12 protein-coding genes are annotated in these 14,540 nt (G+C 58.9%); 8 read left to right on the forward strand and 4 right to left on the reverse strand.

Features of this window, described 5'->3' with window-relative positions; translation table 11 throughout:
* Window positions 1-64 precede the first annotated feature (64 nt).
* From PhaeoP97_RS04825 to PhaeoP97_RS04835, 3 genes are all read left to right on the forward strand, one after another.
* Window positions 65-433 carry a MerR family transcriptional regulator gene (locus tag PhaeoP97_RS04825; protein WP_072504115.1) on the forward strand — a complete coding sequence of 123 codons (369 nt, stop codon included), beginning with the start codon at window positions 65-67 and terminating at the stop codon, window positions 431-433.
* On the forward strand, window positions 426-797 hold the full coding sequence (locus PhaeoP97_RS04830; RefSeq protein ID WP_072504116.1) for a carboxymuconolactone decarboxylase family protein: 372 nt from the start codon (window positions 426-428) through the stop codon (window positions 795-797). Before PhaeoP97_RS04825 ends, PhaeoP97_RS04830 begins: the two co-directional genes overlap by 8 nt.
* 131 nt (window positions 798-928) lie before the next feature.
* Complete coding sequence (locus tag PhaeoP97_RS04835; protein ID WP_072504117.1) at window positions 929-2,209, forward strand: DUF3422 family protein; 1,281 nt, start codon at window positions 929-931, stop codon at window positions 2,207-2,209.
* On the opposite strand, the gene PhaeoP97_RS04840 is transcribed toward PhaeoP97_RS04835, so the two are convergent.
* From PhaeoP97_RS04840 to PhaeoP97_RS04855, 4 genes are all read right to left on the reverse strand, one after another.
* On the reverse strand, window positions 2,145-3,218 hold the full coding sequence (locus PhaeoP97_RS04840; RefSeq protein ID WP_072504118.1) for a YeeE/YedE family protein: 1,074 nt from the start codon (window positions 3,216-3,218) through the stop codon (window positions 2,145-2,147). The genes PhaeoP97_RS04835 and PhaeoP97_RS04840 overlap by 65 nt on opposite strands.
* Before the next feature lie 273 nt (window positions 3,219-3,491).
* On the reverse strand, window positions 3,492-4,463 hold the full coding sequence (locus tag PhaeoP97_RS04845) for an ABC transporter permease (RefSeq protein WP_014874127.1): 972 nt from the start codon (window positions 4,461-4,463) through the stop codon (window positions 3,492-3,494).
* Window positions 4,456-5,463 carry an ABC transporter permease gene (locus tag PhaeoP97_RS04850; protein WP_040172757.1) on the reverse strand — a complete coding sequence of 336 codons (1,008 nt, stop codon included), beginning with the start codon at window positions 5,461-5,463 and terminating at the stop codon, window positions 4,456-4,458. The genes PhaeoP97_RS04845 and PhaeoP97_RS04850 overlap by 8 nt, the downstream gene beginning before the upstream one ends.
* 149 nt (window positions 5,464-5,612) lie before the next feature.
* Window positions 5,613-7,313: a peptide ABC transporter substrate-binding protein gene (locus tag PhaeoP97_RS04855; RefSeq protein ID WP_072504119.1), complete on the reverse strand. Its 1,701-nt coding sequence runs from the start codon at window positions 7,311-7,313 to the stop codon at window positions 5,613-5,615.
* Between the two features lie 334 nt (window positions 7,314-7,647).
* Here PhaeoP97_RS04855 and PhaeoP97_RS04860 point away from each other — a divergent pair, with 334 nt between their 5' ends.
* The 5 genes from PhaeoP97_RS04860 to PhaeoP97_RS04880 all read left to right on the forward strand — a co-directional run bounded on the left by PhaeoP97_RS04860 (window position 7,648) and on the right by PhaeoP97_RS04880 (window position 14,493).
* Complete coding sequence (locus PhaeoP97_RS04860; protein WP_072504120.1) at window positions 7,648-9,468, forward strand: ABC transporter ATP-binding protein; 1,821 nt, start codon at window positions 7,648-7,650, stop codon at window positions 9,466-9,468.
* Window positions 9,469-9,471: 3 nt separating this feature from the next.
* Complete coding sequence (gene argE / locus PhaeoP97_RS04865; RefSeq protein ID WP_072504121.1) at window positions 9,472-10,638, forward strand: acetylornithine deacetylase; 1,167 nt, start codon at window positions 9,472-9,474, stop codon at window positions 10,636-10,638.
* Between the two features lie 267 nt (window positions 10,639-10,905).
* Window positions 10,906-12,072, forward strand: coding sequence for a M20 aminoacylase family protein (locus PhaeoP97_RS04870; protein WP_072504122.1), 1,167 nt, complete (start codon window positions 10,906-10,908; stop codon window positions 12,070-12,072).
* A 10-nt stretch (window positions 12,073-12,082) separates the two neighbouring features.
* Window positions 12,083-13,246 carry a M20 aminoacylase family protein gene (locus PhaeoP97_RS04875; RefSeq protein ID WP_072504123.1) on the forward strand — a complete coding sequence of 388 codons (1,164 nt, stop codon included), beginning with the start codon at window positions 12,083-12,085 and terminating at the stop codon, window positions 13,244-13,246.
* Between the two features lie 83 nt (window positions 13,247-13,329).
* The gene (locus PhaeoP97_RS04880; RefSeq protein ID WP_072504124.1) at window positions 13,330-14,493 is read left to right on the forward strand and encodes a M20 aminoacylase family protein; all 1,164 of its coding nucleotides are present in this window, start codon (window positions 13,330-13,332) and stop codon (window positions 14,491-14,493) included.
* Window positions 14,494-14,540: the final 47 nt, after the last annotated feature.

A 14,540-nucleotide genomic window follows, 5' to 3' on the forward strand; every position in this document is an offset into this window, starting at 1 on the left:
AGTGTACTCCAGCCGCTAGGGTGTCCCGACTCACCCATGATGGGGGGCAGCAAGAGAGACGTGCATGAAGATTTCAGACGTGGCGATGGCCACAGGCCTGAGCGTGGATACCCTGCGCTTTTACGAGAAGATCGGGCTGATAGACCCGCCGGCGCGCGATGCCGCCGGACGGCGGGTCTATGACCGCGATATCCTCGGCTGGATCCGGTTTCTGGGGCAGTTGAACGCGACGGGTATGAAGCAGGCGGATCGCGTCCGCTATGCGAGATTGCGCGCAAAGGGGCGGGAAACACTGGCTGAACGGCGCGAAATGCTCGAGGCCCACCGCGAGGTGATCCGCCGACAGCTGGAGCAGCTTCATGACACGCTTGCCCTGATGGATCGCAAGGTGGCGATCTACCACGACTTGGAAAAGGAAAGCGCAGATGTCTGACGCATTGACCCATGGCCGCAAGCTTCTGGCAGAGCTGAACCCGAATCTGGAAGCGATTTTGGCAGCGCGCTACGACGCACATCTGCCGGGAATGGCGGAGAGCCTGGTGGAATGGGCCTATGGGCGCCACTACGCGCGTGAAGGTCTGGACCTGCGCACACGGCAGCTCTGTACAATTGCCGCGCTGACGGCGCTTGGCGGTCAGACAACGCCGCAGTTGAAGATTAACATCGCCCACACCCGTGCGGCGGGCGCAAGTGAGGCAGAGATTCTGGAGGTGATTTGGCAGATGGCGGTTTATGGTGGGATGCCTGCGGCCATCAATGGTTTGAATGCGGCGATTGAGGTGTTTGAGGCGGCATAATGCCCTCGTCTGGCGTCAGGGTGGCCGGGATTGTATACGGTTGTATCCAGTTAAAGCATTGAAATAACGTAATTCTTTACAGGTCAATTCGCCTCCGCTAACCTGTGGTCTGCTGCTCAGGGAGACCACAGATGCCGCCGATCCAAGACCACCCGCTGCGCTACCAGCTGGCCAATGAGCTGCACGCCCGTCCATTTCCGACGATGAGCAATCCCTCAACGGTGATCTATCTTGCGATCAAACAGCCGCAAGAAGCGGTGCATCGCGATCGCAGCCAGGACCTAGCGCATCTGGTGGCGTTGCTGGACCGGCATGGTGTGCCGCATCCCAAACCGGGCGCGACGCATCATTCCGCGCAGCTGGGGCGTCATACCCTGAAATGGGAACAGCATACCGAGTTCGTGTCCTACACGCTGTATTTCGATGGCATCAGCGAGCGGCCCTACGATCCTGCGGATTTCGATGTGTTCCCGTCTGATTGGCTGTCCGAGGCGCCGGGCCAGCGCATCACTTCGCTGATGCTGCGGGTCCTGCCGCGCGGCGAGGTTTCGGATGTGCGCCGCGCGCTGACCGATTGGTTTGTGCCTGAGAGTCTGGCCGTAGCGCGGGTGCTGGATGACAGCTGTGTGGTGGCTGGGGATTTCCGTATTGATCCAGCCGGTCACATGCGGTTCGCCGTCTTTCCGAACACGGAGACAGGCGCCCAGCGGATTGGCCGGGTGGTGCAGCGTCTTTGCGAGATCGAAACCTATCGCGCCATGTCGATGCTGGGGTTTTCGCGGGCGCGTGGCCTCAGCCCCACCATCGGGGCGCTTGATACACATCTGAGCGATATGATGGTGGAGATGACCGGCGACCGTATGCCCGCCGAACAGACATTGTCGCAGCTGTTGACGGTCTCTGCCGAGCTGGAGGCCATGGCCGCGCAGGCGGCGTTCCGCTTCGGTGCGACAGGGGCCTATGATGCGCTGGTCAACCAACGTATCGCGCTGCTGCGGGAGGCTCGGTTCGAAGGGTATCAGACCTTTGCCGAATTCATGCTGCGCCGGTTTGAGCCTGCCATGCGAACCGTAAAATCGACCGAAGGACGGCTGGCCACTTTGGCAGACAGGGCGCGGCGTGCAGGGGAGTTGTTGCGGACCCGTGTGGATGTGGAACGTTCCGCACAGAACCAGGCATTGCTGGAGAGCATGGACCGGCGCGCAGATATGGCGTTGCGTCTGCAGCATACGGTGGAGGGGCTGTCTGTGGTGGCGATCAGCTACTATGCCGTGTCGCTGGCGTCTTATGCGCTCTACCCCCTTGCCACGGTTCTGGGCCTCAGCAAGGGGATGATGACAGCAGCACTTACTCTGCCGGTTGTACTGCTGGTGTGGCTCGCCGTGCGCCAAATCCGGAAGCGGCTGCATTGAGCCAGGCATTTGCGGCCAGGCCACCTGCCGCAATCGACGCCAGTGCCAGCACCGCAGCAAGGCTGAGTGTCGGAATACCAGCGAGGCCTGCGCCAACGGTGCACCCGCCTGCGAGAACACCACCAACGCCCATCAGCACAGCGCCGCTCAGGTAGCGGCCGGTCTGGCGCGGGCTCTCAAAGCTTTGCCATTGAAAACTGCCACTCAGCAGCGCGGCGGCGAGTGCGCCGATTAGCACGCCGCCGACCAGACCCGTACCAAAGCCAGCCGGTACGGCACTGGAGGCCAGCGTGTAGAACAGGGTCTCGGCAGATGGCGCGGTAAATGACAGGCTTTCCATGGCGATCGGGTCGAATTCGTCAAACAGCACATAACCTGTGCCGACCCAGGCCAAGGGCACCAAGGCACCGATAACCGCACCACCGATAAGCATCGAGGGGCGGTTGCCAGACCGTAGCGCGATGACAACAGCTGCGACCGTGATCAGCCCCGCACCTGTCAGCGCGCCGCCAGGCAGAGCCGCCAGAGATACGTATTCGCCCATGGGAACAGTCATGCTGCCAATCCACGTGCGCAGCGGGGCTAGCACGCCTTTCAGGGTGGCATGGGCGACGACGGCAAATGTCACGACGACGATCAGCGCGCGTAGGTTGCCGCTGCCGGTTAGCACCATCAGTCGCGAGACACAGCCACGCGTCAGGACCATGCCGGCACCAAACATCAGCCCGCCCAGCACAATCGCGACAATGGGGAGGTCGGAAATCAACAGGCGGTGCTCGGCAAAACTGACCCAGCCCTGTGCAACGGCAGCCTGCGTGCCGAATACGGCCACAGAAAGGGCTATCGCCCAGACCCCGGCTGCTTGCTTGCGATCCTCGCCAACCACGGCACGGCGAAAACAGAAACGGGTGAATTGGGCCAGCGCACCGAATATAATGCCGATGCCTAGGGCAAACAGGACTGAGACCGAGCGGGCCGTGGTGTCTTCAAAGCCAAGCGTTTCAAACATTTCCCATCTCCATCGCTACTACCGGATTCGCCTTAAACGGAATATTTTTCCGAAATGGAGGCTTTTTTCATTCAAGGCAAGGAGTATAGTGGCGGCTATCGCAGTGAATATGGGGAAGATGTTCCGAGATGCATGTGAGGGATAGGATGTTTTTCCCAATCCTTTTGCCGTGAGTAAAAACAAACTGGCCACCTGCAAGAGATGGCCAGTTGATATGTTCTTATTTGAATGTGTAGGGGTGTTTGCCGCTACACGAGCCTCTCGGAGGGGGGCTCAGCGGCCCCGGATCCGTGGATCCAGCGCATCACGCAGCCCGTCGCCAAGGTAGTTGACGCTCAGCACGGTCATGGAAATTGCCATGCCGGGCCAGAACACCCGCTCGGGATACTGCTGAAGATAGTCCGTCGCATCATAGAGCAGGCGGCCCCAGGTCGGGAAATCCGGCGGGAAGCCAAGGCCCAAGAAGGACAGCGCTGATTCCGTGATGATCGCAGTGGCAATCCCCAGTGTGGCCGAGACCATGATGGGTGACAGCACATTGGGCAGAATGTGACGCGAGATCAGCTTGGTGTTGGTGGTCCCGATGGAGCGGGCGGCCAGCACGAACTCGCGTTCCTTGATCGCCAGCACATCGCCCCGCACAATTCGTGCGGTGGGCATCCAACTGGTGATACCGATGGAGGCCACGATCAGGATGAAAATCCCCTGTTCCGGTCCAAAGGTTGCGTTCAGCGGCTCGCGGAACAGCAGCATCATGACCAATAGCAGTGGCAGCAGAGGCAGCGCCAGGAACAGATCGGTCAGACGCATCAGCGGGCCGTCGAGCCGTTTGAAGAACCCCGCCATCACGCCAACCAGCGAACCAAGGAACAAGGCCAGCAGCATTGCAGTCAGACCAACCGAAACAGATGTCGCCCCCCCTGCCATCATCCGGGCCAGCATGTCGCGCCCCAGCTGATCGGTACCAAAGGGGTGCGCCCAGCTGGGGCCTTGGTTACGTGCGCGAATATCAATGCGCGTGGCATCAATGTCCCAGAAAAATGGTCCAAGATAGACCGTCAGTACAATCAGCAGGAACAAGGCCCCGCCAAGCATAGCGCCCTTGTGTGATTTGAACTGATCCCACACATCCAGCCATTGGCTGCGGGGCGGTTGATCCAGCTCTTCCATCACACCCGCGGCGGGCAGGGCGGTGGAGGCGGGGGCAATCCCTTCGTCGGGAACCAGACGGTCCTTATCAGTCATAGCGGATCCTCGGGTCTAGAATGCCATAGAGCACGTCTGCGATGAGGTTGAAGAGAACAATCAGCACCGCGAAGATGAAGGTCAGTGTCTGCACCATCGGCAGGTCGTTGGCCTCAATCGCGCCGATCAGAAGTTGACCGATGCCGTTCACCTTGAACACCTGCTCGGTGATGATGGCGCCGCCGAAGATCGCGGGAATACCCAACGCAATCACGGTGACCACAGGGATCATCGAATTGCGCAGCACATGGACCATCACAACCACATATTCGCTGAGGCCTTTGGCGCGGGCGGTGCGGACATAATCCTGATTGAGGTTGTCCAGCATTGAGGCGCGCATGAAGCGGCTGAGCTGTGCGGTAATTTGCAGCGCTAGAACCATGACCGGCATGACCATCTGTTGCAGCTGTTTGACGAAGGAGTCCCAACTGTTCACCACATGCGTGGTGTCATAGATCGAGGGGAACCAGCCAAGCTGCACCGAGAAAATCACGATCACCAACACGCCGGAGAAAAACGGTGGCACCGAGAAGCCGACCATCGACACGAAGGTGCCGACCTGATCGAACCAGCTATACTGGCGGTAGGCCGAATAAATGCCGATAGGCAGGGCGATGGCGATCGCCACCAGATAGGCCGTGCCCACAACCCAGAGGGTCTGCGGCATGCGCTGTACGACGATATCCATCACCGGCGAGCGGGTCTGCCAGGAGATCACGCGCAGGTCACCGGCTGAAAAGCTGGTGCCTAAATAATGGTCGATCAGAACCTGAGGTTCGATCCAGAAGAACTGTACGATCCATTTCCAGAATCGGATATGCGCGGGTTGGCCAAGGCCAAGGGCCTCACGCATCTTTTCTTTGACTTCGGGGGGGACGGTCAGAGGGACCTGAGCCATCGGGTCACCGGGCGCGAGTTCAAGCAGCAAAAAGATAACAAGGCTGATGAACAGAAGCGTCGGAACCGACAGAACAAGGCGTCTGATTGTAAAGGTCAGCATCCAGTAGGCGCCTTTGCAATTGGAAGAATGGGGTGGAACTGGGCGGTCTTTTGCCTGAGATCCATTTCTGGCCGATGCAATGACGTCATTCGGACGTAAATGGCAAGAGGCCCCGGCGCGTTACCGGGGCCACTGCAGGCGTTAGACGCTTACTCGGTGCGGTGCCAGTCAGCTGCGTTCCACAGCTCGGTGTCCCAGACGTTCAGATCCACGCCACCCAGGGTGTTGGAGCGCGCGGACAGACGACCACGGTGAACCAGAGGAATCATGCCACCTTTTTCGACGATGATATCGTTCAGACGCTTGGCGATTTCCGCCCGCGCTTCCAAACCAGCCGTCTGTGACAGTTCGGCGTGCAGCTTGTCGAATTCCTCGTCGCAGAAGCGGGAGATGTTCTCACCCTGCCACTGGCTGTCAGGACGCGGTGCCTTGTCGCACAGACCGTTGCCCAGATAGGACTGCGGGTCGGTGCCGTTGAAGGTGTTGGCGTACATTTCGACGTCAGCATAGAACTTCTGGAAGGTGTCGGGGGAACCCGGATCACCACCGAAGAAGACCGAAGAGTTGATGTTGCGCAGCTCGGTCTCAATGCCGATTTCGCTCCACCACTGTTTGATCAGCGCCTGGAAATCCTGACGCACGGCGTTTGTCGATGTCTGGTACAGGATCTTCATTGGCTTGCCGTCGGGTGTTTCCCGCACGCCATCACCGTTGGTGTCCTTGTAGCCGGCTTCGTCCAGCATCGCGTTTGCGGCGGCGAGATCCTGAGTGGAGCAGTCGAACGTATCCGACGCAAAGGCTGCAGGCGCAGGAACCCAGTTACAGCCGACTTTGCCTGCCTTGCCATAACCGATTTCCACCAGCAGCGGACGGTCGATGGCCAGAGACAGCGCTTTGTAGACAGAAGGATCGCTGAGGAACGGATGCGGGCGGATCACCGACCGCTCATCCGGGCCAAGCGCCGGATCGGGGTTGGTGTTGTTCAGCATGATACGCTCAACCAGAGGGCCAAAGCCCGCGACCGGCACACCTTTGCCGCCGGTTTCCATCTGCGCAATGACTTCGGGGGCTAGCTGGAGATTCCAGGCGTAGTCGAACTCGCCTGTTTCCATAACGGCACGACCTGCTGCGGTTGCGTCGCCGCCACCTTTGAACAGAACCTTGGCAAAGGCAGGCTTCGCCGGGTCACGGTAGTTGGTGTTGGCCGACATGGTGATCACGTCGTTGGGCTTGAACTCATCCACCACAAACGGGCCGGTGCCGATGGGCGCAAAGTTGGCAGTGGTGCATTCGGGTGCTTTGGCACCGACGCAATCAGCAAACTGCGCAGCCTGGATGATCGGGCTTTCGCCGCCCACAAACGGGCCATAAGGGAAGGGGGTCGGTTTGTCGAAAGTGACCTTGACGGTCAGATCGTCGACCGCTTCGACGCTGGTGACGCCTTCGAATTTGGTGACCTGTGCGCAGCCGCCTTCGGGGTGCATACAGTAGTCAGCGGTGAATTTCACATCCTTGGAGGTGAAAGGCGTGCCATCAGACCATAGAAGGCCCGGCTTGATCTTCCAGGTGATCGAAGTGAGATCTTCGCTCACGCCGCCATTATCGACAGTGGGGATCTCTTCAACCAGATATGGAACCATTTCGCCCTGTGGGTCGTAGCGTGCCAGCGGTTCGATCACCAATGACGCCGATTCCACATCCTTGGTACCGCCCGACAGGAACGGGTTCAGGATGGAAGGGGCTTGCCAATAAATAATGTTAACCTGGCCGTCCGATCCCCGTTCGGCAAAGGCTGCAGGGGCAAGCGCGGCTGACGCAATTGCACCCAGCAAAAGGGTTCTGATTTTCATAATTCACTCCTTGTCGGACACGTATGTGCCTTCTTTTGACCGGGTCTCTTACACCCCGGAGGTTTGCCGCTTGGTTGCGGCCTGTGCGAAGTGACACGCTGGATCTGCGCAGGTGTGGCTGGGATCGGCAGGGCCGATCCGGGCGAGACAGCAGCGGCAGGCGTGGCAGCACTGGGGGTATCGAATACAGAGTTCTGCCAAATTGCAAGTCTTGCAGTCGAGAAAAATTGGGGTGAGTTTGACGCCGTCAATAGAGCTGGCGTACACCTTCGTGTTATCGCCATCGGTGCTTATAGAACAATCGATAGAGAAAACTCGAAAAGGGGACGTCACGGTGCTGGATCAGCCAATCGCGCAAATCAAGGGACTCCGCGTTGAGTTTCAGACAAAAGACGGCCCAGTTGTGGGGGTCAAGGACGTCTCGTTTGACATCAACCCTGGTGAAACCGTTTGTATCGTTGGCGAATCTGGTTCGGGAAAATCGGTGTCATCCTTGTCGCTGATGCGCCTTGTGGAGTTTGGCGGCGGTACAATTTCCGGCGGGCAACTGCTGTTTGACCGTCGTGATGGCAAAGAAGTTGACCTGGGCAAGACGGATCAGGCGCTGATGAAGCAGATTCGCGGCAATGAGATCGGGATGATCTTCCAAGAGCCGATGACCGCGCTGAATCCCGTTTTCACAGTCGGCCGCCAGCTGACCGAAGGGCTGCGAGTCCACAAGAATATGACCAAAAAAGAGGCAGAAACCCGGGCGCTGGAACTGTTGCGCGAGGTGCGGATCCCTGAGCCAGAGCGCCGTCTGAAGCAATACCCGCACGAGTTGTCCGGCGGCATGCGCCAGCGGGTCGTGATCGCGATGGCGATGGCCTGCGAGCCGCGCTTGCTGATTGCGGACGAACCAACAACCGCGCTGGATGTCACCATCCAGGCCGAAATTCTCGCGCTGATGGACCGTCTGAAGCGGGAAACCGGCACAGCGGTGATGTTCATCACGCATGATATGGCGGTTGTCGCGCAGATGGCAGACCGTGTGGTTGTCATGTTCCGTGGCAACAAGGTTGAGGAAGGCACGGTCAACGAGATCTTTGAAAACCCACAGCACGACTACACAAAATCCCTGTTGGCCGCAGTTCCAAAGCTGGGCGAAATGCGCGGTAAGGACTATCCGGAACCAATGAAGCTGATGGGCGTGGAGCAGCAGGAGATTGCCCCAATAAAAGGTAGCGCCGAGGTGCTGCTGGAGGTGCGCAACCTGGTGACGCGTTTCCCCGTCAAGGGGGGTATCCTGCGCCGTACGGTGGCCAATGTGCATGCCGTCGAGGACGTCTCCTTCAAGGTGTTTAAGGGGCAAACCTTGTCGCTTGTGGGTGAATCGGGCTGCGGTAAATCCACAGCCGGGCGGTCGATTTTGCGGCTTGTCGAACCACAATCTGGCGCTGTCGAATTTGAGGGCCGTGATGTCCTGGGACTCAGCCAGAGCGACCTGCACAAGGCGCGGCTGGACATGCAGATGATTTTTCAGGACCCGTTTGCCTCGCTTAACCCGCAGATGCAGCTACTGGATCAGGTGGCCGAACCCATGCGCAACTACGGTCTGGCATCTGGCTCCGAATTACAGGATCGCGTGGCCAATCTGTTTGACAGGGTTCATCTGCCTCGCAGTTTCATGCGGCGCTACCCGCATGAAATGTCAGGTGGCCAGCGTCAGCGGATTGCCATTGCGCGCGCCCTTGCCTTGAATCCCAAACTTATTGTGGCGGATGAGGCCGTTTCGGCACTGGATGTGTCGGTGCAGGCGCAGGTGTTGAACTTGATGATGGAGCTGCAATCTGAATTGGGTCTGTCGTTTCTTTTCATCAGCCACGATATGGCCGTTGTCGAGCGTGTCAGCCATCAGGTCGGTGTGATGTATCTGGGCCGTATCGTCGAGATCGGCCCACGTGCCCGCGTCTTTGAAAACCCGCAGCACGCCTACACGCAGGCACTAATGAAGGCGGTGCCGATCGCGGACCCCAACCAGCGTAAATCCGAAAAGGATCTGAATTTTAAGCCGATCCCGTCGCCGATCCATGATTTGAACTATAAAGCAGAACCATCGCAATACCTGGAGGTGGAGCCGGGCCACTTCGTTCTGACCACCGATAGCGGCTACTGATCCATGGTCGAGCAGCTCAGCCCGCTGGAGATCATGACCAAGCTGATCTCCTTTCCCACAGTCAGCCGTGACACCAATCTGCCGCTGGTGGAGTGGGTCGAGGGATATCTCGAGAGCCACGGGATCACCGCCCATCGCTGGGTGGATCCGGATCAGCCCCATAAGGCAGCTCTCTTTGCCCATGTCGGACCCGAGGTTGAGGGGGCCGTCGTTCTGTCTGGCCATACCGATGTCGTGCCGGTCGACGGTCAGCCTTGGGACAGTGATCCCTTCACCGTGGTGGAGCGGGACGGCAAGTATTATGGGCGCGGTACCTGCGATATGAAAGGGTTTGATGCGCTGGCAATCTGGGCGCTGATTGCGGCCCATCATCGTGGCGTCGCACAGCCTTTGCAATTGGCGCTCAGCTTCGACGAAGAGGTCGGTTGCACCGGCGCGCCCCCCATGATCCAGGCCATGCAAAAGGCCCTGCCCAAGGGCAGCTGTGTCATCGTCGGTGAGCCCTCGGTTATGCGGCCGGTGACGGGCCACAAGGGGGGTACTGGCTACAGTACACATCTGGTTGGATTCGAGGTACACAGCTCGCTGATGCACACAGGTGTCAGCGCCATCATGCAAGGTGCCCGGCTGATCGACTGGGCCAATGCACGCAATGCCGAGAATATGGCAAGAACCCCGGATGATGTTGCTTCCCTGTTCACGCCGCCCTTTACGACTTGCCACGTCGGCATGATCGAAGGTGGGACTGCGCATAATATCACTGCCAAGGATTGCCGGTTTGTGATGGACTTCCGGGTCGTACCCGGCGAATCGGCCAGCGATTGGGAAGCGGCGTATCTTGCCAAGGTGCGTGAGGTCGAAGCCGATATGCAGACGATCCACGCCGATACCCGCATCGAGATCAGCCAGAAATTCAACGTGCCCGCATTGGTGCCCGAGGTCGAAGGCGAAGCGGAGACCTTGGTCCGATCGCTTACCGGGGACAATGGCACCCATGTTGTCAGCTACGGAACCGAGGCCGGGCAATTTCAGGAGGCGGGCTATTCTGCGGTGATCTGCGGTCCGGGCGATATCGCCCAGGCGCATCAGCCAAATGAATACATCGAAGTTGCCCAATTCAATGCGGGCCATAGTTTTATGCAACAGCTGGTGGATCGTCTCGCTGACTAAGCACGCGGGGTTTGTCGCGCTCTTCGGGGCGCAGGCTGTGGGCTGATCGTAGCCTATGGTGGTCTGCTTGCACCTGGTTACTTGATAAGGCAAGTTTTTTGGCAGAGAGTGCCCGAAGACCCTGCCGAACGCGCTGTCGCTTGTCTGGGACCCGCCCGCCACCACCGCCATGTCCAGAGCTGATGCGTGATAGGTTTGGTGGGTGAACCTGTCCCTTGCGCCGTGACAATCGCTGGCGCGGAACGGGCCAATTGGAAGGAAACGCGTATGCCGATCAAGAACCGTCTGTCTGAAATGCACGCCGAGATCACTGGTTGGCGTCGTCACCTGCATCAGATGCCGGAATTGCTCTATGAGGTGCATAAGACCGCTGCCTTCGTCGAGGAGAAGCTCCGCAGCTTTGGCATCACTGACATCACCACCGGGATTGGCCGGACCGGTGTTGTGGCTGTGATCGAGGGCAATACTGATACTTCGGGCCGTGTCATTGGCCTGCGCGCGGATATGGATGCTCTGCCGATCACTGAGGCGACAGGGCTGGACTATGCCTCGCAATCACCAGGGCTGATGCATGCCTGTGGCCACGATGGGCACACCTCCATTTTGTTAGGTACGGCGAAATACCTTGCTGAGACACGTAACTTCGATGGCCGTGTTGTGCTGATCTTTCAACCAGCTGAGGAAGGTGGCGCCGGAGGCAAGGCGATGTGCGACGACGGGCTAATGGATCGCTGGAGTATTCAGGAAGTCTATGGGCTGCACAATGCGCCGGGCATCCCGGTGGGAGAGTTCGCCATTCGCCCGGGGCCGCTGCTGGCCTCTTCCGATGAATTCGAGATCATCGTGACCGGTGTTGGCGGCCATGCCGCAACCCCGCATGAGGCCATTGATACCACGCTGGTCGCCTCGCAGATCGTGGTGTCGCTGCATTCTATCGTTTCGCGCAATATCGACCCGTTGAAACATGTCGTACTGACGGTCGGTACATTTGAAACGGACAGCACCGCCTCCAACGTCATTGCGCATACCGCCCGCTTGCTGGGCACTGTGCGCACATTGGAAAGTGAATGTAGGGGGCAGGCTGAAATCCGCGTGCGCCGCATCGCCGAAGATGTGGCGCACGCCTATGGGGCCAAGGCCGAGGTGATCTGGACGCCGGGCTATCCGGTGACGATCAACACCGCAGCCGAGACGGGGTATGCGGTTGAGGCGGCGCGTGCTGTGGCGGCCAAGGTAACGGATGATACCGATCCGATCATGCCGTCAGAGGATTTCGCCTATATGCTGGAAGAGCGTCCCGGCGCCTATATCTTCCTTGGCAACGGCGACACCGCCATGTGCCACCATCCGGCCTATGATTTCGACGATGAAGCGATCCCGCTGGGGTGCAGCTGGTTTGCCGAACTGGTCGAACGACGTATGCCCGCAGCCTGAGGATGACCCGATGCCCGTGAAGAACCGCTTTGCTGAAATGCACGCCGAAATCACTGCCTGGCGACGGGACATTCATCAGCACCCGGAAATCCTCTACGAGACACATCGCACCAGTGCCCTGGTCGCCGACAAACTGCATGCCTTTGGCTGCGACGAGGTGGTGACCGGCGTTGGCCGCACCGGAGTTGTAGGCGTTATAAGCGGCCGTTCAGACAGTCAGGGGCGTGCCATTGGCCTGCGTGCCGATATGGATGCGCTTCCTATGGCAGAGAATACCGGCCTGCCGCATGCCTCCAAAACGGATGGCGCGATGCACGCCTGCGGCCATGACGGGCATACCGCGATGTTGCTGGGGGCGGCAAAATACCTCGCGGAAACCCGCAATTTCGACGGCACGGTGGTGGTGATCTTTCAGCCTGCCGAAGAGGGCGGCAATGGTGCTGAGGCCATGTGCAAGGATGGGTTGATGGACCGTTTCGGTATTGATGAGGTCTATGCCATTCACAATTCACCGGGGCTGGAGCTGGGGAAATTCGCGCTGCGGCCAGGACCGATTCTTGCCTCTGTCGACGAGTTCGTCATTCGCTTGCAGGGGCGCGGCGGTCACGCTGCAAAGCCGCAGGACACTGTGGATACCACCGTGATGATGTGCACTCTGATCACGGCCCTTCAGTCCATCGTTTCGCGCAATGTCGATCCGGTAATGCAGGCTGTCTTGTCTGTGACCTCTGCCGAGACGTCGTCAAAGGCCTTTAACGTCATCCCCGACCGTGCAGAGGTGAAAGGCACCATTCGCACCCATTCGCCCGCCGTCCGTGCGCAGATCCCGGAACGTTTGCGGGCAGTGACGAATGCTGTTGCCCAGACCTTTGGCTGCACGGCTGCGGTGGAGTTTGTGAATGGTGTGCCTGTTACCATCAATGACGAAACGGCTACACACCACGCTTATGCTGCGGCCTTGGCCGTGGCCGGTGGCTGCGAGCCTGTGCCGCTGTCGATGGGCGGAGAGGATTTCTCCTTTATGCTGCAAGAGCGCCCCGGCGCGATGATCAGATTGGGCAATGGCCCCACTGCCGCGCTGCACCATCCTTCCTACGACTTCAACGACGAAGCGATTCCAGCGGGGTGCAGCTGGTTCGTGACACTGATCGAACAACGTATGCCTTTGCCCTAAACACGTGATTGCCTGTGCAATACCCATTCACCCGAACACCGCACGCCGGATTGGCGCGCGCATTCAACCAAAAGGACCTTAAAATGCCTGTTAAGAATCGTTTTGCCGAGATGCAGACAGAAATCACAGCTTGGCGACGTGACATCCACGAAAACCCTGAGATCCTGTTTGAAACTCACCGTACCAGCGCATTGGTGGCGGACAAGCTGAAGGAATTTGGTTGCGATGAAATCGTGACCGGTATTGGTCGCACCGGCGTGGTTGGCGTGATCAAAGGTAAGAGCGATAGCGCGGGCAAGGTGATTGGCCTGCGCGCGGATATGGATGCGCTGCCGATTCACGAGCAGACCGGATTGGACTATGCGTCCAAAACGGATGGCGCGATGCATGCCTGCGGTCATGATGGCCATACTGCGATGCTGCTCGGCGCGGCAAAGTACCTCTCGGAGACGCGAAATTTCGATGGAACCGTTGTGGTGATCTTTCAACCTGCCGAAGAAGGCGGCGGCGGCGGCAAAGAAATGTGCGATGATGGCATGATGGACCGCTGGAATATTCAGGAGGTTTACGGCATGCACAATTGGCCGGGCCGTCCCATTGGCTCCTTTGCAATCCGTCCTGGTGCCTTTTTTGCCGCAACTGACCAGTTCGACATCACCTTTGAAGGGCGCGGTGGCCATGCGGCGAAGCCGCAGGAAACCATCGACACCACCGTGATGTCGGCGCAGGCGGTTTTGGCGCTGCAAACCATCGCCTCGCGCAACGCAGATCCCGTGCATCAGATCGTGGTATCGGTCACCTCGTTTGAGACGTCCTCCAAGGCGTTCAACGTGATCCCGCAGAGCGTTCACATCAAAGGTACTGTGCGCACTATGTCGGGTGAGATGCGCGACCTAGCCGAGAAACGCCTCAACGAGATCTGCGCAGGCGTCGCCGCTACCTTTGGTGGCACAGCAGATGTGACCTATCATCGTGGATATCCGGTGATGGTGAACCATGAAGAGCAGACCGAATTTGCAGCCAAGGTTGCCAGCGACATTTCTGGCAGCTGCGAGGACGCACCGTTGGTGATGGGCGGTGAGGACTTTGCCTTTATGCTGGAAGAGCGCCCAGGTGCCTATATCCTGGTCGGCAACGGCGACACAGCCGCAGTGCATCACCCGGAATACAACTTCAACGACGATGCGATCCCGGCTGGCTGCAGCTGGTGGGCGGAAATCGTAGAACAGCGTATGCCTGCCGCCTGATCTAATCTAGACTTAGGCATGAAGACCAGAACGCCCGTCCCTGTCTG

This window comes from Phaeobacter porticola (assembly GCF_001888185.1).
In the GTDB taxonomy this organism is placed as follows: Bacteria; Pseudomonadota; Alphaproteobacteria; order Rhodobacterales; family Rhodobacteraceae; genus Phaeobacter; species Phaeobacter porticola.

Coding starts and splice junctions, on each gene's coding strand:
- PhaeoP97_RS04825 (WP_072504115.1), top strand. CDS start 65: ATGAAGATTTCAGACGTGGCGATGGCCACAGGCCTGAGCGTGGATACC.
- PhaeoP97_RS04830 (WP_072504116.1), top strand. CDS start 426: ATGTCTGACGCATTGACCCATGGCCGCAAGCTTCTGGCAGAGCTGAAC.
- PhaeoP97_RS04835 (WP_072504117.1), top strand. CDS start 929: ATGCCGCCGATCCAAGACCACCCGCTGCGCTACCAGCTGGCCAATGAG.
- PhaeoP97_RS04840 (WP_072504118.1), bottom strand. CDS start 3,218: ATGTTTGAAACGCTTGGCTTTGAAGACACCACGGCCCGCTCGGTCTCA.
- PhaeoP97_RS04845 (WP_014874127.1), bottom strand. CDS start 4,463: ATGACTGATAAGGACCGTCTGGTTCCCGACGAAGGGATTGCCCCCGCC.
- PhaeoP97_RS04850 (WP_040172757.1), bottom strand. CDS start 5,463: ATGCTGACCTTTACAATCAGACGCCTTGTTCTGTCGGTTCCGACGCTT.
- PhaeoP97_RS04855 (WP_072504119.1), bottom strand. CDS start 7,313: ATGAAAATCAGAACCCTTTTGCTGGGTGCAATTGCGTCAGCCGCGCTT.
- argE (WP_072504121.1), top strand. CDS start 9,472: ATGGTCGAGCAGCTCAGCCCGCTGGAGATCATGACCAAGCTGATCTCC.
- PhaeoP97_RS04870 (WP_072504122.1), top strand. CDS start 10,906: ATGCCGATCAAGAACCGTCTGTCTGAAATGCACGCCGAGATCACTGGT.
- PhaeoP97_RS04875 (WP_072504123.1), top strand. CDS start 12,083: ATGCCCGTGAAGAACCGCTTTGCTGAAATGCACGCCGAAATCACTGCC.
- PhaeoP97_RS04880 (WP_072504124.1), top strand. CDS start 13,330: ATGCCTGTTAAGAATCGTTTTGCCGAGATGCAGACAGAAATCACAGCT.